The sequence below is a fragment of the Planotetraspora thailandica genome, assembly GCF_016863335.1.
Lineage (GTDB): Bacteria > Actinomycetota > Actinomycetes > Streptosporangiales > Streptosporangiaceae > Planotetraspora > Planotetraspora thailandica.
Genome location: NZ_BOOR01000006.1, coordinates 60484 through 78636, shown reverse-complemented (window position 1 = coordinate 78636; position 18153 = coordinate 60484). Strand labels below are relative to the sequence as shown.

Here is an 18153-nt window from a genome sequence, read left to right as displayed (position 1 = left end):
GAGCGGAGGCGGACGGGAATCGAACCCGCCAGGCCGAGGACCTCGGCCTCGTCGGTTTTGAAGACCGCGGGGGCCACCAGGCGCCCACACGCCTCCAGGGGCAAACGTAACCCGGACCGGGTACGGCACTTGCGGCACGCCACGCTCGCGGCGTGCCATGGTGAGGAACCCTGCGACGGGAGGTCCGCTGTGACGGACACGACGGCGCCGGCCACGATCCGGCTGACCCAATACGCGCACGGCGGCGGCTGTGCCTGCAAGATCCCGCCGGGCGAGCTGGAGGCCATGGTCTCCGGCCTCCTGAACGGCCCGCGTCCGCCCGGTCTGCTGATCGGCCTGGACGACGGGGACGACGCCGCCGTGGTGCGCGTCGAGGGCGGGCGCGCGGTGGTCGCGACGGCCGACTTCTTCACCCCGGTCGTGGACGATCCGTACGACTGGGGGCGGATCGCGGCGGCGAACGCGCTGTCGGACGTCTACGCGGTCGGGGGCGAGCCGCTCGTGGCGGTCAACCTCCTCGGGTGGCCCAGGGACACGCTGCCGCTCGACCTGACCAGAGAGGTCCTGCGCGGCGGCCTCGATGTGGCCACGGCGGCGGGCTGCCACGTCGCGGGCGGGCACAGCGTGGACGACCCCGAACCCAAGTACGGCATGGCCGTCACGGGCCTGGCCGATCCCGGACGGCTGCTGCGCATCGACGGCGGGCGGCCGGGAACTGCGATTTCCTTGTCCAAGCCGCTGGGCATCGGCGTGCTGAACTCCCGGCACAAGGCGACCGGGGAGGTCTTCCCGCAGGTCGTCGCGGCGATGACCACGCTGAACGCCGAGGCGTCCCGGGCGGCACTCGTGGCGGGCATCCGCTGTGCGACCGACGTGACCGGATTCGGCCTGCTCGGCCACCTGTACAAGCTGGCCAGGGCGAGCGGCGTGACCGCGGTGGTCGACGTCGCGGCCGTGCCGTACCTGGAGGGGGCTCGCGAGGCGCTGCGCGACGGGTTCGTCAGCGGCGGCACCCGGCGCAACCTGGCCTGGGTGGAACCCCATCTCGACCGCGGCGGTTTCGGCGAGGACGAGGTGCTGCTGCTCGCCGACGCCCAGACGTCCGGGGGGCTGCTGGTCGCCGGCGAGATCCCCGGGGCGCCCGTCATCGGCGAACTGATCCCCGGGGACGGCACGCCGCTACGCCTGAGATGAGCCCGGGTCCGGAACCACGGTGAGCCCGCCGGCCCGCTCGCGCTGCGGCACCACGGTGTATCGGGGGTCGAGCGCGGACGCCCGACCGGCCTCCAGCATGCCGAACCGGGTGCACAACGCGCCCGCGGTGATGGCCAGCCCCGACAGCGCGGTGAGCGCGCGGCTGCGCCCGGCGACCGTGGCCAGCAGGCCCCCGCCCAGCGTGAGCCCGCGCGAGGCCTTCATGAGCAGCCCCGCCCTGCCCTTCCTGTACGGCTCGCCCTCGATGCCCAGTCGCCGTTCCATGACGAAGCCCGCGGCGGTCTCCAGCACCGCACCCACCGTGGCCGCCGTCCGCGCCGGGGCAGCCTCCTGACGCGGCGTCGTCAGCATGCCGACGGCTCCTGCGCTCGCCAAGGCGCTGCCCACGAACAGGAACGGCAACTCCCGGCGGGCCCCGTGCCAGGCGGGCACGGCGGTGTCGGCGAGCAACACGCCCGTGTAGGTCGCCATGATCGGGCCGGTCACCACGCTCGCCACGGTGGCCGCGTCTCCGGCGAGTCGCAGCCTCCCGGTGACCGCCGACAACAGGCAGGCCGCCGTGAGGCCACCGTGCGCGGCCAGCGTCCACGAGCCGACGCTCATCGGAGAGGTGAACTTCAGCACCCGCAACATGTGGAGGAACCGTTCCGGCCTGCCGAGCTCCGAAATGAGGAATCCGGAACCGACGCCCGCCCCGGCGAACGCGGCGATCCTGGCGGCTAGGGCCAGCCGGTCATGGCCGGACATGCGTGCCATGGCGGCCATCACGGAGGACGCCCCGGACAGCCCGCCCAGATAGAGATAGACGGGCATATGAGGCTCATGCCAGTTGGGCGGCTTGAGCACCGGCTGGCCGTAATAAGACCGGAACTCGGCCTCCGTCATGGGTCACCGCCTCCTCAGGAAACTCGCCATCGCGGCCCCGACCAGGGTGAGGGCGGCCCCGCCCGCCCATCGCCACATCTGCGGCAGGTCACGCGTGGTGACCACCGGATCGGGCGGCAGGCCGTACACCTCCGGGTCGTCCAGGAGCAGGAAGAACGCCCCCGTGCCGCCCACGCCGTCGTCGGGGCTCTCGCCGTACAGGCGGGCCTCCTCCACACCGTCGGCGTGCAGCCGGTCGAGCCGCGCCTGCGCCCGCTCACGCAGCTCGTCGAGGGGTCCGAACTGGATCGAGTCGGTCGGGCACGCCTTCGCGCAGGCCGGTTCCATGCCGCCGCGCAGCCGGTCGTAGCACATGGTGCACTTCCAGGCCCGGCCGTCGCTCTCCCTGCGCTCGATCACGCCGAACGGGCAGGCGGGCACGCAGTATCCGCAGCCGTTGCAGATGTCCGGCTGCACCACCACCGTGTCGAACTCGGTGCGGAAGAGCGCCCCGGTGGGGCACACGTCCAGGCAGGCGGCGTGGGTGCAGTGCTTGCACACGTCCGACGACATCAGCCACCGGCCGTCCTGCTCGATGAAGGCCACGTGCCGCCAGGTGTCGGAGCCGAGGTGCCCGGTGTTGTCGTAGGAGGTCGCCCGGAAGACGAAGCCGTCGTCGGGCACGCCGTTCCACTCCTTGCAGGCCACCTCACACGCCTTGCAACCGATGCAGATCGACGAATCGGTGAAGAAGGCGTACCTACGACCCCTTTCTATCTCCACGTACGCCACCCCTTCTTCATCGAGAAGCCCAAATGTGAGCGTGCCAGTGTCGTCCTGGGCGTGGGAACACGCCATGCGTCCGGTGCCGAACTGCTTGTCCTGCCGGCCATTGCCGACCACGCCGACGACACGGGCGGTGGTGCATGGCCGAGCGTGAAGGCTCTTGCCGACACAGCCCGCACCAAAGGGTGCGGAGCGTATGCCGCATTCCGCGGCGACTCGAGGACTCCGGCGTCCTTCGTGTCCAAGTTGCCCAGCGTCCTCGGTGGACAAACGTCTACAAGATCGTCCTGCACGGGCAGGGCGGCGTGCCTTATCGCCGGCGCGTGATGGTGAAGGAGTCGACGTCGAACAGGGAACCTATCCCGACCTCGCCGGTGAAGACCAGGAACACCTGTCCCGACGCGGAACCGGTCAGCTCTGTCGAAACCGTCTGAAAGGTGTCCCAGCTCCCGGTGGTCTTCGGAACCTGCACCGATCCCACTGCCGTCCCCGTCGGAGACCCCGATCGGATCGTGATGGTGCCGCCAACGCCCGTCGACGCGACCCGCGCCGAGAACTTGATCGCCCGCTGTGTGGTCACCGAGGCGTAGCCCGTCCAGTCGCCGCTGTCGATGTAACCCACAGTCGCACCGCCACTGGCACCGGGGTGATCGGCCCGCAGCGTGCCCGACTCGGAGGCGAACGCCTCAGCCTCCACCTTCGTGCTGATCGGGGGCAGAGACGGCTTGGCGAGGGTGGGTGTGGTGGCCGGGACACTCCTGCCTTCCTGGCCTGAGGCAGGCCGAGTGGCACCCTGCCGGATTCGCGGCGTCGGCGTACCCGCGCCCTCGTCTCCGCGGCGCGAGCGAGGAGCGGCCGTCGGCCGGGCGGTGCCGCGCAGCGACTTCGCCGGGCTCTGCCCCGCCGAGGGGTGGGGCTGCGCGGTCTGGTCGGCTTCCGCCGACATGCCTACGGCCGTGGCCTCCTCCGTGGAAGAGGCGGCGATGATCGTTCCTCCCACGATCCCTCCAACGACCAGCCCCACCATCGACAGCGCGACCGGAAGTATCAGACGACCCCATCGCCGGCGGCGCGGTGCCTGTCTTTCCCGGGTGGGGCCGTGAGCGGACTCCCAGTGCATGTTCTTCGCGCCGCGCAGGGTCTGCCCCGCCCTCACCTCCAGGCCCACGGAGTACTTGGGCGCCACTGATGACTTGGGGTCTGTCAGGTGGGCGAGCACCTCTTCGGCGGTGGGCCGGCTTTCGGGATCCTTGGCCAGGCAAGCGGCGATCAGGTCACGAAGCGGTCCTTCGTCCAGGGTGGACAGGTCGGGCTCGTCGTTGAGGATGCGGTGGAAGACCGCGGGGACGGTGTCGGCGCCGAACGCCGGCGTCCCCGTGGCCGCGAAGACCATGGTGACACCCCAGGCGAACATGTCGGCGGCGGGTGTCGCGGACGCCCCGCGCACTTGTTCCGGAGCGGCGTACGACGGAGTGCCGAGCCCCGCCCCCGTGGCGGTGAGATTTGGGGCGTCCAGCGCCCGCGCGATGCCGAAATCGATGACCACGGGCCCTTCGGGACCCATCAGGACATTGGCCGGCTTGAAGTCCCGGTGTGTGATGCCCACGCGGTGGATGGAGGCCAGGGCGGTAGCCGTGCTGATCGCGAGGCGGTCCAGGGCCGCGCCACGGCGCGGCCCCTCGCGTTCGACAAGCTCCCGCAGTGAGGGGCCGGAGACGTACTCGCTGACGATGTACGGCTGCTGCCCGGCCAAATCGGCATGCAACACCGGCGCGGTGCAAAACCTCACCACCCGCTGGGCCACCGCCACCTCACGCAGGAACCGCCCTCGTGCCTCGGTGTCGCCGGAAAGCCCGGGATGCAGCAGTTTGACCGCCACCTCGCCGCCTTCGGGGGATCGGCCGAGGTAGACCACACCCTGACTGCCCACGCCCAGGCGGCCCACGATCTCGAATTCCCCAAGGCGGGACGGGTCCCCGTCGACAAGCGGTTCCGCCATCATGACCCCAGTGGTTCCAGCGCCGTATCGGCCCAAAAGGTACCAGCCGAATACGCTCTGTCACCTGGACCAATACCCGCCGGCCACCGTACGGACGGCGGACCGGCGAGCCTCGTCGCCGCATAACCAGGGATGACCACAGATGATGGCATTGCTGGTGATATCGGCCACATTCCCACAGCATGTGCCGCCAAGCGGAAGTCGATGAGGCCGAGCGCCCATCCGCTCAGCCATGGCGGTACTCCTCGATCAGGTCGAGCAGGGCCCGTCCCCTCGGCCGCCTGCCTGGCAGCACGGCACACGTGCCTGCCTTGCTCTCCTGGATGTAGACGTTCGGGTCGAGCACGATGGCGAGCAGGTCATTGGCCACGTCTCCGGTCACCACGCCGCCACCGCCATAACCCCAGTGGTACGGAATGACCACCTGCTCGATCAGCTGGCCCTGCACGCGCAGCGGCCTGACCCGGTCGGTCACCAGGACGCGCATCTCAGCGGCCGCACGAGACGTCACGATGGTCGCCCACCCGCCGTTCACGAGGCCCACCTCCGCCGCGAGCCGGGGCGACACCTCGCAGAACGGCGCGGGCTGCAACTCGGACAGATAGGGCAGCGTCCGGCTCATACCGCCCGCCGTGTGGTGCTCGGTCACCCGGCTGGTCGTGAACACGTACGGGAACTGCGCCGACCCCGGAGGGTTGTACGGATTCTCCGGCCGGTCGTAGAGCCGCCGCGCCGGGTTGGCCTGCCTGCCGTACAGGGTGTTGAGCACGGGCGACTCGTGCGGCTCGTAGTGCGTGGGCAGCGGCCCGTCGGCGAGCCCGGACGGCACGTAAAGCCAGCCCTTGCCGTCCGACTGCATGATGAACGGGTCCGTGCCGGCCAGCGCCCCCTCGGCGCGGGCGCCCTCGGGCGGCTCGTAGCCCGGCGCCTTGTGCTTGTCGAAGTCCGGCACGTCGTGTCCGGTCCACTCGCCCTTCTCGGCGTCCCACCAGACGTAGGCCTTGCGCTCGCTCCACGGCCTGCCCTCGGGGTCGGCCGACGCCCGGTTGTAGAGCGTGCGCCGGTTGGCCGGCCAGGCCCATCCCCATTCCGGCGCGACCCACGACTGCGCGCTCCCCGGCCTGCGCCGGGCCGCCTGGTTCACCTCGTCGGCGTAGACCCCGCAGTAGATCCAGCAGCCGCACGTGGTCGACCCGTCAGGCCTGAGCTCCTGGTAGGAGGACAACGCCCGCCCGTCGGGGCCGGTGCCGTTGATCTCGCGAAGCACCGCCTCGGCCGACGGCTCACGTATCTCGCCGTGCTCGGGGTAGTCCCAGGTCAGCTCTTTAGCCGGCCGGTCGACCTCGTCGTCGCCCAGGCGCTGCCTGATCAGCTTGCCGAGGTGGTAGTAGAACCACAGGTCGCTGCGGCACTCACCCGGCGGCTCCAGGGCCTTCTCCCGCCACTGGAGCAGACGCTGGGTGTTGGTGAACGTGCCCTCCTTCTCCACGTGGCTCGCGGCGGGCAGGAAGAAGACCTCGGTGGCGATGTCCTGGGTGCGCAGCTCGCCGGTCTCCAGCTCGGGCGCGTCCTTCCAGAATGAGGCCGTCTCGACCACGGTCAGGTCCCTGACCACGAGCCAGTCGAGGTTGGCCAAACCCAGACGTTGCGCCTTGCCGTTCGACGAGCCGACCGCCGGGTTCTCCCCGACCACGAAGTAGCCCTTGACGGTGCCGTCGATCTGGCCCATGACCGTCGTGTAGTGGCCGTGGTCGCCGGTCAGACGAGGCAGGTAGTCGAAGCAGAAGTCGTTGTCCTCGGTGGCCGCGTCGCCCCACCACGCCTTCAGCAGGCTGACCAGGTAGGCCCGCCGGTTGCCCCAGTAGCCGGTGTCGCCGCCCTCCCGCCGCAGGTAGTCGGCCAGGTCGTCGTGCCGGTGCGCGTGCGGCATGGCGATGTAGCCCGGCAGCAGGTTGAACAGCGTCGGGATGTCGGTGGAACCCTGGATGCTCGCGTGACCGCGCAGCGCCAGGATGCCGCCGCCGGGACGCCCGATGTTGCCGAGCAGCAACTGGAGGATCGACGCCGCCCTGATGTACTGCACGCCGACCGAATGTTGCGTCCAGCCCACCGAATAGACCCAGGCCGTGGTGCGCTCCCTGCCCGAATTGGCGGTGATCGCCTCGGCCAGCTCCGCGAACTCCTCGGGCGAGATCCCGCACAGCTCCTGCACCATCTCCGGCGTGTAGCGGGCGAAATGCCGCTTCAGGATCTGGAACACGCACCGGGGATGGCGAAGGGTCGGATCCGTCGGCGGACGGGCTGACGCGCCCGCGCCCCGCGCGCCGTACGAGTCCGATCCCGCGGCTTCGGCGTGCACGCCGCTTCCCTCGCGCATCTCGTCGGTCCGCGCGTCCTCGTCACCCTCGTACGCCCAGCTCCCCGTGTCGTACCTGCGGGTGCCGGGGTCGAAGCCCGAGAACAGCCCGTCCAGGTCCTCGGTGTCCCGGAACCGCTCGGAGACCAGCGTCGCCGCGTTCGTGTACGCCAGGACGTACTCCCGGAAATAGAGCTCGTTGCTCAACACGTAATTGATCAGCGCGCCCAGCAGCACGATGTCGGACCCGGCACGGATCGGCAGGTAGCGGTCCACGGCGGCGCTCGTCCGGGAGAAACGCGGATCGATGTGGAAGACCTTCACCCCCCTCAGGCGGGCCTCCATCACCCACTGGAACCCCACCGGATGGCATTCGGCCATGTTGGAGCCCTGGATGACGATGCAGTCAGCGCCCGCCAGATCCTGCTGGAAGGTCGTCGCGCCGCCACGCCCGAAACTGGTCCCCAGACCGGGGACGGTGGAGGAGTGTCATATGCGCGCCTGGTTCTCGACCTGGATCGCGCCGAGGGCGGTGTACAGCTTCTTCATCAGGTAGTTCTCTTCGTTGTCGAGCGTCGCCCCGCCCAGGCCGGCGATGCCGAGCGTCCGCCGTACCTCCTTGCCGCCGTGTGTCGCTTCCCAGGTCTCCCTCCGCGTACGGACGACCCGGTCGGCGATCATCTCCATCGCCGTCCCGAGGTCGAGCCGTTCCCACTCGATGCCGTACGGCCGGCGGTAGAGCACCTGGGTCTGCCTGCCGGAATGCGTGACGAGCTGCTTGCTCGCCGAACCCTTGGGGCACAGCCTGCCCCGCGAGATCGGCGAGTCGGGATCGCCCTCGATCTGGGTGACCTTCCCGTCCTTGACGTAGACGAGCTGGCCGCATCCCACGGCGCAATACGGGCAGATCGACTTGGCGACGGTGTCGGCCTCCTCCACGCGGGGACGCAGGGCGTCGGTACGCGCCGAACGGGCCGCGTCACGCCTGCCGTCCTCGCCTCTGAGCTGCCGGATCACCGGCCAGCGGGAGAGCCACCCACCTTCTGCCACATTGCGTGTCGTGCCCCACTTGTGCCTCGTTAACCGGCATATACGGCTTTCCCTTGGTCAGGCCCTCATGCCTGGACCCATGCCCTGGCGACCGACGCCACTCCATCGCGGCCGCGGTGAGACACGTACCCATGAGCATCGCCGGCTTCCCGACCCGGGGATCAGAAGGGCGGAATGTCGGGCCACGGAATCGTGTAGCTCCCTGGCCTGCTCGTCCCTCCCCAGCCGCGATCCGGACCCGAGCCCCGACGAAGGTGAAGGCGAAGGCCCGGATTACGCCGGTTCCCACCAGACCGGTGTGTCTTCCCAGCTCGCGGGGCCGTACGACTCAACGTCGATCTCCGATTGCCCTAGCGATGCGCCCTGTCGCATGGGAAGCCTCGCAGTGATCGGCTCGGGCAGATCCTCGATGACCGGAGGCGTGTCCACGGGGTACCGGTGACCCGTCCGGCTGATCCAAACCACCTGACCCGCTATGGACTGGACGACCTTCCACCCGTGATCGCGCAGATCGTGGTCGTGGGCGCAAGCCGCCTCCAGGTTTCTCATGATCGTGTGCCCGCCTCGCCCGTAGGGACTGATGTGATCCAGCTCGGACCGGCTCGCGGGCGCACGGCAGCCCGGCGCCGTGCAGACTCGATCGCGCATCTGTACCCATCGCCGCAACCTGGCGCGGGCGAAACGCCGCCGCGGGTCACTGTCGAGTCCCTGCGCGGACATGGTGTCCACTTGGCGCGCGATGTCGGAGATCACTTGCGCCCACCCGCCGAGCGTGGACAGGTCGGTCTGCCATCGTCGCAATGAGGACAGCGAGATCTGCAACTCGACGATCCCGTTTCCAGCCGAGCGCCGAGTTGATCCTCCGTGTGGTCGCCCGCCCTTCCCCATTCGTTCGACCAGTTCGCTCGCCACGTGTCCGCGTGGCCAGCCCCCGGGTCGGTGAACGGTGATCCCGGCGTACAGGAGGTGGCCGTCGTCGTCACATACGGCGAACCGCCACTCGCCGGTGACCTGCCTCTTCACCAGGCGGCGGGCAAGATTGGCATGAATGGGACCCCATCCGGCCAGTTCCCCCGGGAAGTCGTCCAGGTGGAAGAGCGTGGTGACGCGCACCCTGACCTCCCCGGCGGCACTCGCTCCTAAGAGGCCGCCCGTCCCTCCACCGTGAGGTCGAGCAGGAGCCTCGTTCGGGCCCCGATCGCCGCCCTTCGGGTCATCGGCGTCACGGTCGTCGATCTCGCCGCCTTCCCCATCGTCGCCCTCCGAGTCACCGTCCTCCAAGTCACCGTCCTCCAAGTCACCGTCCTCCAAGTCACCGTCCTCCGGGTCTCCGGCAGGAGACGGATCGCCGACGGCCTGGCCCTCTCGTCCCCCTCCACCACCTGTCGCCGGGAACGCCTCATCGGACAGTTGGTCGTCGTAGTCGTCCTCCTCGCCAAGGGCGGCCTCGGCCGCGGCCTCAAGCAGGACACGGATGATCTCGTCGTCATCCAGGCCTGCGAGCCCGCCGTCGAGCAGGCTCAGGAACACGTCGGTCCTGATGTGGTCGATCGGACCACTCAGCCCCGCCCTCTTGGCTCTCTGGGCGATCGCGTTCACCCGTGCGATCGCGGCGGCGGCCTGATCCACCGGCAGTTGATGACCGGTGATGGTCACGGTGCCGTCGTGGTGCCGCATGCCCTCCACGCGCCGCCTCTGCAGGGCTCGCTCGTATTTCCGGCGCGCCCACTCCGGATCCGCCGCGAGCAGGAGCCGCTTGATCTTGTCCTTGAGCTGGCCGATGGTCCATCCACCGGCTTTCGGCAGCAATTCATCGGCAACAGCGGCCGCCACGTGCTCGGGCACATCCTCCAGCCAGTCACAGAACACCCGAGCACGCGCCTTGTCGATATGTCCGGAAAGAAGCGCGTCACGCACCTGAGGAAGCCGTGTGGCCAGGAAATAGGAAAACCAGTACTCGTATTCGGCGGCACGACGTGTGAGAGTCAGCGCCGCACGAATCTCGTCGGCCGCGTATTTGTCCGGCCGGGCCATCTTCTTCATGTCGCACGGCGATGGCTCATAAAGCCCCACTTCGGCCATGACCATGGCCTTGCGCGCCTGAACGTACGCCTCCAGCCGGGCGTGCGCCTGCAACACGATGACGGCGTCGTAACCGCTGAGCCGGACCAGATCCAACCCGTCGAGCGCAGCGGTCAGCTCAGGACCCGGCGGCATGTCCGCCAGATCCTCAGGTATCAACTGCCGCTCGACAATCACACCGGGAAATTACCAAGGGCCACCGACAAAAAAGCCTGGGCGGACGCGCCGATAATTTCCAAACCATATAACCAGAAATTTCGGGCAGAGCCCCGGAAAAAGCAACACGGTCAAAAATCGCCCCACCCGAGGGCAGCCGACACTCCCCCCTTCCGGGGAACACCGAACTCAGAGGCAACAGGCTCAGCCCAAGGCGGCCCGGGTCTCGTCGACGAGCGTGCGCACGAGATCGGCGGCGGGGACCTCACGCGCCCGCCGATAGCCCGTCCCCGCCCACAAGGCCATGCCGTGCGGATCGCCCTGAGCGGCGGCGGCCTGGCGCAGGCCTCTGGTCAGCTGGTGCACCAGTGGATAGCACGACGGCGCTCCCGCCTCGTGCTCGATCATGAACCGGTTGAGCAGGCCACGGGCCCGGCGGCCGGTGAAGGCACGGGTGAAGGCGGTCTCGGCGAACGCGGGGTCGGCGAGCGCGGCCTTGTACACCGGATGTGCCCCACTCTCCGGAGTACGCAGGAAAGCAGTGCCGAGCTGCGCGGCCACCGCTCCCGCCGCGAGCACGGACGCGATGCCGGCACCGTCCGTGATCCCTCCGCCGGCCGCCAGCGGAAGGCCGACTACCTCCCGCACACTGGCCACAAGCTCGGGCAGCACGTATGACGCCGCCCCAGACTCCTCCGGCAAGAACGACGTCTGGTGGCCTCCCGCATCCGGCCCCTGCACGGACAACGCGTCGGCGCCCGCCTCGGCCGCCACGAGGGCCTCGGACGGGGTGTTCACGGTGACGACCACGGCGCTGCCCGCCCCCTGAAGGCGGGCGACGATTTCAGCCGGCGGGCACCCGAACGTGAAACTCACGACGGGCACGCGCTCCGCCACCAGGAGGTCGATCTTCTCCTGCCATCCGTCGTCGTCCCACGCCACCTCTTCGGGCACGGCCACGCCGTACCGGAGGGCCTCCGGCGCGAGTTCGTCGCGATAGCGGGCGACGGCGGCCTCGTCGGCGGCGGTCGACGCAGGCCCCGGGACGAAGACGTTCACGCCGAAAGGCGCATCGGTACGCCCGCGCACCGCCGTGATCTCCTCCTGTACGGCTGCCGCCGTGCGATATCCGGCGGCCAGGAAACCCAGGCCGCCCGCCGAGGAGACGGCCGCGACGAGCGCGGGGGTGGCCGCTCCTCCGGCCATGGGCGCCTGGATGACAGGCACCGCCGTCCCGAACACCTCAGCACGGTCGATCATCGCGAACCCCCCGATCATTGAAACCGCCCGCCTGGACGGGTGACAGCAGGCCCAGTCCAGGCGAGGGCGTCATCGTCGCGCTTTTCCCGTTCCCGCCGGGAAGATCGCGAAAGCCGTAGGGCGAGCTCAGCTGAAGTCGAGCTCTCCCGTGCGGGTGCGCTTGAGCTCGAAGAAGTACGGGTAGCGGGCCATGGCGTAGGCGCCGTCGAAGATCTGCAGCGCCTCCTCGCCCCGCGGGATGCGGGTCATGACCGGGCCGAAGAACGCCACACCGTCGACGTGGATGGTGGGCGTGCCGACCTCCTCACCGACCGGGTCCATGCCCTCGTGGTGGCTACGGCGCAGCGCCTCGTCGTAGTCGGTGCCGTCGGCGGCGTCGGCGAGCTCGAGGGGCAGGCCGACCTCGGCCAGCGCCTCCTTCACGACGACGCCGAAGTCCTTGTTCTTCTGGTTGTGGATGCGGGTGCCGAATGCGGTGTAGAGGTCCCTCAGCACTTCCTCGCCGTGCTTCTCCGCGGCGGCGATGCACACCCGCACCGGCCCCCAGGCGCGCTCGAGAAAGTCGCGGTAGTTCTGGGGCAGGTGGTCCCTGCCCTCGTTGAGCACCGACAGGCTCATCACGCGGAACCGCAGGTCGATGTCGCGCTGCTTCTCGACCTCGAGGATCCACCGCGAGGTGATCCACGCGAAGGGGCAAGCGGGGTCGAAGTAGAAGTCGACCTTGGGCCGGTCGTTCGCCGTGGCCTCTGCTTGGTCAATTGCCGTCATCACGGATTCTCCTGACTATCTGTCAAGGTCGCACCCGGCCGGGCCTCGTCTCCGGCCTGAGCGAGCGTGGCCGGGATCACAGAGGCACTAGAACCGCTTTCTACTCGTGGAACCACCAGAGATCACTTCTTCATTCCCGGAAATTTCTACTCATTTCACCTGAATCAGCGCCCCACAGTCCCCCGACCGACACGGCATTCGTAGGGTGGCATCGACCAAGGTCGTCAACCCGGTCGTCCGCGAAGACTGAAATTTCAGGAAAGGCGAAGCGCGATGAACCAGATGGAGAAGGCGGCGCTGTTGCGGGCGTTGCACGTGCCGGGCGAGCCCCTCGTGCTGCCCAACGTCTGGGACGCGGCCTCCGCGCAGGTCGTCGAGTCCGCCGGATTCCCGGTGATCGCCACGGGCAGTGCCGCGATCGCCCGCGTGCTCGGCTACTCCGACGGCGAGGGCACGCCCGTGGCCGAGATGATGGCTGCGATCAAGCGCATCGCGGCGTCCGTCGGCGTCCCGGTGACCGCCGACGTCGAGCGCGGCTACGGCCTCGCGCCGGCCGATCTGGCCGAGCGTCTCTCCGAGGCCGGCGCGGTCGGCTGCAACATCGAGGACACCGACTCGGCCGCCGGCGCCATGGTGGACCCGGCCGAGCAGGCCGGCTTCATCGCGGCCCTGCGGGCGGCCGACGCCGATCTCGTGATCAACGCCAGGGTCGACAGCTTCTTGCACGGATCGCCCACGCCCGAGGAGCAGCTCGCCGACGCCGTCGAGCGTGGCCGGCTCTATCGGGACGCCGGTGCTGACTGCGTCTACCCGATCTTCGTCTCCGACCGCGACGCGATCGGCACGCTCGTCAAGGAGCTGGGCGGCCCTGTCAACGTCCTGTTCCGCCCCGGCGTGGCCGGCATCGCCGAGCTCGCGGCCCTCGGAGTCGCCCGGGTGAGCTACGGCCACGGGCTCCACGCGGCCGCCCAGGAGTTCACCACACGGATGGTCGCCGCGATCAGGGCCGGTGAGAGCCCCTACCCGCCGCCGCAGGACTGACGGAGGCCTCCCCTACCATCGACCACATGACCCACGTGCTGGTCGTGGAGGACGATCCCGTGATCGGCTCTGAACTGGTGGAGGCGCTGGCCGGCCACGGATACGAGGCTGCCCTGGCGACCACCGGCGAAGAAGCCGTCGAGAAGGCGCTGAGCGCCGCCCCCGATCTGGTGCTGCTCGACCTGGGCCTGCCCGATGTGGACGGTGTGTCCCTGTGCCGCAGGCTCCGGGGGGCCGTGCCGTACACGGTGATCGTGGTGCTGACGGCGCGCACCCAGGAATTCGAGGTGGTCGTCGCGCTCGACGCGGGAGCCGACGACTACCTCACCAAGCCGTTCCGGCTGACCGAGCTGCTCGCCCGGCTGCGGGCCCACCTGCGCAGGCAGACGGTCTCGCCGGAGCAGCGCAGCGTCTCCGTGGGGCTGCTGCGGCTCGATCTGCCTGCCAGGCGGGCCTACGTCTCCGGGTCGGAGGTCGCGCTGCGGCCCAAGGAGTTCGACCTGCTGGCGGCGCTCGTCAGGCGGGCGGGCGAGGTCGTGACCCGCGAGCAGCTCATGGAAGAGGTGTGGGACGCGAACTGGTTCGGCCCCACCAAGACGCTCGACGTGCACGTCTTCGCCCTGCGGCGCAAGCTGACCGAGGAGGGTGAGGATCCCCGCAGGATCAGCACACTCCGGGGGCGCGGCTACCGCTACGAGACCGAGCTTTGATCACCTCGCGGGCAGCAGCAGGCTGAACACCGCGGGCGCGGCCCTGCGCAGTATGAGCCGGCCGCCTTCGGCCTCCGCGAGCGAGCGGGCGAGCGCCAGGCCGATCCCGTGCCCGTTGCCCTCACTGCGCGCGAACAGGTCCTCGCCCTCGTCGATGCCCTTCCCCTGGTCGGTCACCTCGACGGCGAGGGCGTCGCCGAGGTCGGAGACCTCGACCGTCACCTCACCCGCTCCGTGGATGGCGGCGTTGTCGAGGAGCACGAGGAGGATCTGCCGTACCGCCGCGGACGAGGCGGCCACCTGGGGCAGTTCGCCGGACACGGTGACGGTGAGCCTGCGCCCGGCCTCGGCGAAGGCCGCGCGCCGCTCACCGGTGATCTCCTCGATCAGCGCGCGCACGTCGAACGGCTCGCTCGTGGGGGCTCCCCGGGTGAGCCGCACGAGGTCTTCGATCGTGGTCTGCAGCCGCTCGCCGCGCGCGACCGCCGTGCCGATGGCTTCGGTCAGGTCGGCTCCCGGGCGGCCCATGGCCGATTCGAGTCCCAGCAACATGCCGGTGAGCTGTGTGCGGAGCTGGTGCGACACGTCGACGCTGAACGCCCGCTCCCGCTCCAGCATGTCGCCGAGCCTGCGGGCGGTCGCCTCGAGCGCGAGCCCGGCGGCGTTGGCCTCCCGCACGTCGGAGCGCAGGGCTCTGATGGAGAAGTCGCCCGACCCCAGCGCCTGGGCCGACCTGGTCAGATGCTCGAGTGGCGCGGCCAGCCGCGCCGACTGGCGCAGCGCGAAGACGACCGCCAGCCCGATGACCACCACGGCGAGCCCCGTCATGACCAGCCACGCCTCGTAGATCCGGCCACGGACCAGGTCGTACGGCATGGCGACCCGCACTGCGCCGACCCACCCCTCGTCGGTGGGGAACGGCGCGGCCACCGCGAGGGAGCCGTCCTCGATCGCCTCGTGGACGTGCCCGTCGCGGGCGTCCGCCGCCACCCGCGAGTTCGCGGGGCCCTCACCGGACAGCCTGGCGCCGCTGCCCGCGAAGAAGCCGACGGTCAGCTGCGCCGGAAGGCCCTGGGGCAGCGGCACCGTCCGCACGCCGTTGTGCATGACCTCGTCGGGCACGGCGGCGGCGATCCAGGTGGCGTTGCGGCCGAGCGCCGCCACCGTGTCGTCGTGATAGAGCCGCGCCATGGAGATCCCGAAAGGCACGGCGAACAACGCCACAGCGAGCGTGGTCACGCCGACGATCGCCCCGAGCACCCGGCGGCGGAGCGGCATGCCGTACGGCTGAGCCACCTCTTCTGCCTGTTCCGCCGAGGTGTGATGCCGTTTACCCCAAATCACCAGCTCAGCGTCTCAGATATCCGGAACTTCCGCCGCTCCAGGATCGTCCGCGTATGCCCAGCCCGACCAGCGGGCCACCTCCACGAGAACGGCAGGGCCCCGTGGAAGCCGGGCGCGATACTGCGGGTATTTCTCCGCCAGCCGCTCCACCGCCAGGTCACGTTCGGCACCCGCGTCGACGACCCGGGCCAGGCCGTCCGCCCTGGCCCACCACAGCCGCTCCCAGTCGTCCTCGTAGTGGTCGGCGAGGAGGCAGACCCGCGGATTGGCCGCGATGTCACGCAGGCGGCGCAGGTTCATCGTCGTCTTCGGCTTGTCGTCGACCACGCTCACCACGGTGTCGCGGCCCGCGCCGGGCACGACCGCGAAGGTCACCGGCACCACGCGGGGCCCGCTCTGCGCGTCCGCCGCGGTGGCCAGCCTCGCCACACGCGCCCTCGTGAACAGGGCGCGGGCCCGGTCCTGCGGCATCCTCACACCACCAGGCTACGACCGGCCGTACGGGCCACGTTTCGGCAAGATCGGCTCAGCTTGATGATCGTTACGGGACAACCTAAGGTTGTCCGCATGGAGCCCCCCGATCTGCTGGCGAAGGCCCGTTCGAAGTCGTCCGATCCCGAAGACCCGCTGGAGACGCTGTCCGCGGCGATCGCGCTCAGCACCGAGCTCAGCGAAGACGCCGACGCCCTCATCGACATCGCGGTGCGCGACGCCAGGGACGCCGGCGCGTCCTGGACCGCCATCGGCGAACGCTTCGGTTTCTCCAAGCAGGCCGCGCGCAAGCGCTTCACGCCCCCATTCGCCGAGCGGCAGCTGGCGAATCGGCGCAGGAAGCGCGACGCCGCCTGCTCGTTCTGCAGACGCCCACCGGGTCCCCGGGTCCACATGGTCCACGGCGAGGGCGGGCGCATCTGCGACAAGTGCGTGGCCCTTGCCGGCGACATCGTGGCCGGTCTCGCCAAGCGCCGCTGAGCCGGCCCGAGGAGTGACCCGCGGCGACCGGCCGTCGCTCACGTGACGGTCAGCCGCCGCTGGTACTGCTCGTCGCGCCACAGGTCCTTGCCGATCACCTCGGCCAGCGTCGTCGCGGCGTCATACACGTCGACATGGCGGAGGTACAACGGCGCGAACCCGAACCTGATGATGTCGGGCTCGCGGTAGTCGCCCACCACGCCCCGGTCCACCAGCGCCCGGGCCACCGGATAGCCGTCGGCGTGCCGGTAGCTGACCTGGCTGCCCCTGCGGGCCGGGTCGCGCGGGCTCGCCAGCTCCAGTCCCGGGCACAGTTCGTCGACGAGGTCGATGAACAACGAGGTCAGCGCCACGCTCTTGGCGCGCAGGGCGTGCAGGTCGACGCGCTCCCAGATGTCGAGCGACGCGTTGAGCGCCGTGTAGGACAACACAGGCGGGCTCCCCGAGGCGAACCGGCGTGCCCCGGCCGCGGGCCGGTAGTGCGGTTCGAAGTCGAACGGCGCCGCGTGCCCGTGCCACCCGGAGATCACGTTGCGGGCGGAGTCGTGGTGGCGCGGGGCCACATAGATGTAGGCGGGCGCCCCGGGGCCCCCGTTCAGGTACTTGTAGGTGCAGCCGATCGCGAAGTCGGCCGCGCCGACGTTCACCGGTACGGCTCCCGCGCTGTGGCACAGGTCCCAGATCATGAGCGCACCGGCGGCGTGGACCTCGGCGGTCACGGCGTCGATGTCGCGCAACTCCGCGGTGCGGTAGTCCACCTGCGAGAGCAGGACGACGGCCACGTCGTCGCCGAGCGCGTCGCCCAGGCGCAGCGTGCCGTCCACGGTTCCGATGTCACGGATCTCGTAGCCGCCGAGCGCCTCGGCCGCGCCCTCGACCACGTAGCGGTCGGTGGGGAAGTTGTCCAGGTCGGAGATGATCACGCGGCGGCCCGGGCGGAGGGGCAGCGCGGCGGTCACCGCCTTGAAGATGTTCACCGAGGTGGAGTCACCGGCGACCACCTCGCCCGGGCCTGCGCCGATGAGCGGCGCGATCCGGTCTCCCGTGGTCTGGGGCAGGTCCCACCAGCCGGCGGTGTTCCAGCTCGCCCCGAGGTGCGTGCCCCATTCGCTTTCCACCGCGTGCGCGACGCGGGCGGCGGTGCGGCGGGGGAGGGCGCCGAGGGAGTTGCCGAGGAGATAGACGATCCCCGGCGGGAGCGTGAACTCGTCCCGGAAGTCCTTGAGGAGGTCCTGATCGTCGAGGGCTTGGCAGTCCGCTCGGCTAATGGCCACGTGTCGCTCCTTCGCTCACTGCATTATGTCCCCGAATATCGTTAATGGTCACAAATGGGGTCGCCCAAGCCACCGGATGCCCTTACCACCTGGTTACTTAAGTAAGTCCTTAGGGCCGCCCATCCCCGGCAGGGCAGTGAGGGCGGACCAAGCCCGGCGAAGGCCGTATCCGCAGCGTCAATGACTCAGAGTGGACACCACGGTGGAATACCGGGCCAGACCACGGCACGATTACGGACAGCAATAACTCGCGGAGATCACCACACGGGCACGATC

The 18153-nt window shown here is 69.8% G+C and carries 15 protein-coding genes and 1 tRNA gene; 5 read left to right on the top strand and 11 right to left on the bottom strand.

Annotated features, from left to right (window positions below; all coding sequences use genetic code 11):
- Positions 1 to 2: 2 nt before the first annotated feature.
- A tRNA-Sec gene (locus tag Pth03_RS04465) sits at positions 3 to 96 on the bottom strand.
- Positions 97 to 189: 93 nt separating this feature from the next.
- Between Pth03_RS04465 and selD the strand changes: the two genes are divergently transcribed.
- Positions 190 to 1194 carry a selenide, water dikinase SelD gene (gene selD, locus Pth03_RS04460; RefSeq protein ID WP_203942810.1) on the top strand — a complete coding sequence of 335 codons (1005 nt, stop codon included), beginning with the start codon at positions 190 to 192 and terminating at the stop codon, positions 1192 to 1194.
- Here the strand turns inward: selD and nrfD are convergent.
- Together nrfD and Pth03_RS04450 are read right to left on the bottom strand one after the other, a co-directional pair.
- Positions 1180 to 2100 (bottom strand): NrfD/PsrC family molybdoenzyme membrane anchor subunit, encoded by a 921-nt coding sequence (gene nrfD, locus Pth03_RS04455; RefSeq protein ID WP_203942809.1) that lies wholly within the window; start codon positions 2098 to 2100, stop codon positions 1180 to 1182. The two genes, selD and nrfD, sit on opposite strands and share 15 nt — an antisense overlap.
- Before the next feature lie 3 nt (positions 2101 to 2103).
- Positions 2104 to 2862, bottom strand: a complete 759-nt coding sequence (locus Pth03_RS04450; protein ID WP_239118753.1) for a 4Fe-4S dicluster domain-containing protein — start codon at positions 2860 to 2862, stop codon at positions 2104 to 2106.
- A 60-nt stretch (positions 2863 to 2922) separates the two neighbouring features.
- Between Pth03_RS04450 and Pth03_RS42430 the strand changes: the two genes are divergently transcribed.
- Positions 2923 to 3192, top strand: a complete 270-nt coding sequence (locus tag Pth03_RS42430) for a helix-turn-helix domain-containing protein (RefSeq protein ID WP_373318490.1) — start codon at positions 2923 to 2925, stop codon at positions 3190 to 3192.
- Here the strand turns inward: Pth03_RS42430 and Pth03_RS04445 are convergent.
- From Pth03_RS04445 to Pth03_RS04425, 5 genes are all read right to left on the bottom strand, one after another.
- Positions 3176 to 4867 (bottom strand): protein kinase domain-containing protein, encoded by a 1692-nt coding sequence (locus Pth03_RS04445; protein ID WP_203942808.1) that lies wholly within the window; start codon positions 4865 to 4867, stop codon positions 3176 to 3178. The two genes, Pth03_RS42430 and Pth03_RS04445, sit on opposite strands and share 17 nt — an antisense overlap.
- A gap of 223 nt (positions 4868 to 5090) precedes the next feature.
- Positions 5091 to 8270 (bottom strand): formate dehydrogenase, encoded by a 3180-nt coding sequence (fdh, locus tag Pth03_RS04440; protein ID WP_203942807.1) that lies wholly within the window; start codon positions 8268 to 8270, stop codon positions 5091 to 5093.
- Between the two features lie 273 nt (positions 8271 to 8543).
- Entirely contained in the window at positions 8544 to 10487 is a 1944-nt protein-coding gene (locus Pth03_RS04435; protein ID WP_203942806.1) for an HNH endonuclease signature motif containing protein, read from the bottom strand.
- 225 nt (positions 10488 to 10712) lie between these two features.
- Positions 10713 to 11768 carry an NAD(P)H-dependent flavin oxidoreductase gene (locus Pth03_RS04430; protein WP_203942805.1) on the bottom strand — a complete coding sequence of 352 codons (1056 nt, stop codon included), beginning with the start codon at positions 11766 to 11768 and terminating at the stop codon, positions 10713 to 10715.
- 126 nt (positions 11769 to 11894) lie between these two features.
- On the bottom strand, positions 11895 to 12536 hold the full coding sequence (locus tag Pth03_RS04425; protein WP_203942804.1) for a mycothiol-dependent nitroreductase Rv2466c family protein: 642 nt from the start codon (positions 12534 to 12536) through the stop codon (positions 11895 to 11897).
- A 273-nt stretch (positions 12537 to 12809) separates the two neighbouring features.
- Here Pth03_RS04425 and Pth03_RS04420 point away from each other — a divergent pair, with 273 nt between their 5' ends.
- Together Pth03_RS04420 and Pth03_RS04415 are read left to right on the top strand one after the other, a co-directional pair.
- Positions 12810 to 13577, top strand: a complete 768-nt coding sequence (locus Pth03_RS04420; RefSeq protein WP_203942803.1) for an isocitrate lyase/PEP mutase family protein — start codon at positions 12810 to 12812, stop codon at positions 13575 to 13577.
- Between the two features lie 26 nt (positions 13578 to 13603).
- The gene (locus tag Pth03_RS04415; protein ID WP_203942802.1) at positions 13604 to 14287 is read left to right on the top strand and encodes a response regulator transcription factor; all 684 of its coding nucleotides are present in this window, start codon (positions 13604 to 13606) and stop codon (positions 14285 to 14287) included.
- Here Pth03_RS04415 and Pth03_RS04410 read toward each other — a convergent pair whose 3' ends face one another.
- A complete protein-coding gene (locus Pth03_RS04410; protein WP_239118752.1) occupies positions 14288 to 15631 on the bottom strand; it encodes a sensor histidine kinase in 1344 nt (447 codons plus the stop codon).
- A 12-nt stretch (positions 15632 to 15643) separates the two neighbouring features.
- The gene (locus Pth03_RS04405; RefSeq protein WP_203942934.1) at positions 15644 to 16102 is read right to left on the bottom strand and encodes a TIGR03668 family PPOX class F420-dependent oxidoreductase; all 459 of its coding nucleotides are present in this window, start codon (positions 16100 to 16102) and stop codon (positions 15644 to 15646) included.
- Positions 16103 to 16198: 96 nt separating this feature from the next.
- On the opposite strand from Pth03_RS04405, the gene Pth03_RS04400 reads away from it, so the two are divergent.
- Positions 16199 to 16603 carry a ClpX C4-type zinc finger protein gene (locus Pth03_RS04400; protein ID WP_203942801.1) on the top strand — a complete coding sequence of 135 codons (405 nt, stop codon included), beginning with the start codon at positions 16199 to 16201 and terminating at the stop codon, positions 16601 to 16603.
- A gap of 38 nt (positions 16604 to 16641) precedes the next feature.
- Here Pth03_RS04400 and kynU read toward each other — a convergent pair whose 3' ends face one another.
- Positions 16642 to 17877, bottom strand: coding sequence for a kynureninase (gene kynU / locus Pth03_RS04395; protein WP_203942800.1), 1236 nt, complete (start codon positions 17875 to 17877; stop codon positions 16642 to 16644).
- Positions 17878 to 18153 lie beyond the last annotated feature (276 nt).

What these genes read in the sequence shown, in the direction of transcription:
- nrfD (WP_203942809.1), bottom strand. Translation starts at nt 2,100, where the DNA reads ATGACGGAGGCCGAGTTCCGGTCTTATTACGGCCAGCCGGTGCTCAAG.
- Pth03_RS04445 (WP_203942808.1), bottom strand. Translation starts at nt 4,867, where the DNA reads ATGATGGCGGAACCGCTTGTCGACGGGGACCCGTCCCGCCTTGGGGAA.
- Pth03_RS04435 (WP_203942806.1), bottom strand. Translation starts at nt 10,487, where the DNA reads ATGCCGCCGGGTCCTGAGCTGACCGCTGCGCTCGACGGGTTGGATCTG.
- Pth03_RS04430 (WP_203942805.1), bottom strand. Translation starts at nt 11,768, where the DNA reads ATGATCGACCGTGCTGAGGTGTTCGGGACGGCGGTGCCTGTCATCCAG.
- Pth03_RS04425 (WP_203942804.1), bottom strand. Translation starts at nt 12,536, where the DNA reads ATGACGGCAATTGACCAAGCAGAGGCCACGGCGAACGACCGGCCCAAG.
- Pth03_RS04420 (WP_203942803.1), top strand. Translation starts at nt 12,810, where the DNA reads ATGAACCAGATGGAGAAGGCGGCGCTGTTGCGGGCGTTGCACGTGCCG.
- Pth03_RS04415 (WP_203942802.1), top strand. Translation starts at nt 13,604, where the DNA reads ATGACCCACGTGCTGGTCGTGGAGGACGATCCCGTGATCGGCTCTGAA.
- Pth03_RS04405 (WP_203942934.1), bottom strand. Translation starts at nt 16,102, where the DNA reads ATGCCGCAGGACCGGGCCCGCGCCCTGTTCACGAGGGCGCGTGTGGCG.
- Pth03_RS04400 (WP_203942801.1), top strand. Translation starts at nt 16,199, where the DNA reads ATGGAGCCCCCCGATCTGCTGGCGAAGGCCCGTTCGAAGTCGTCCGAT.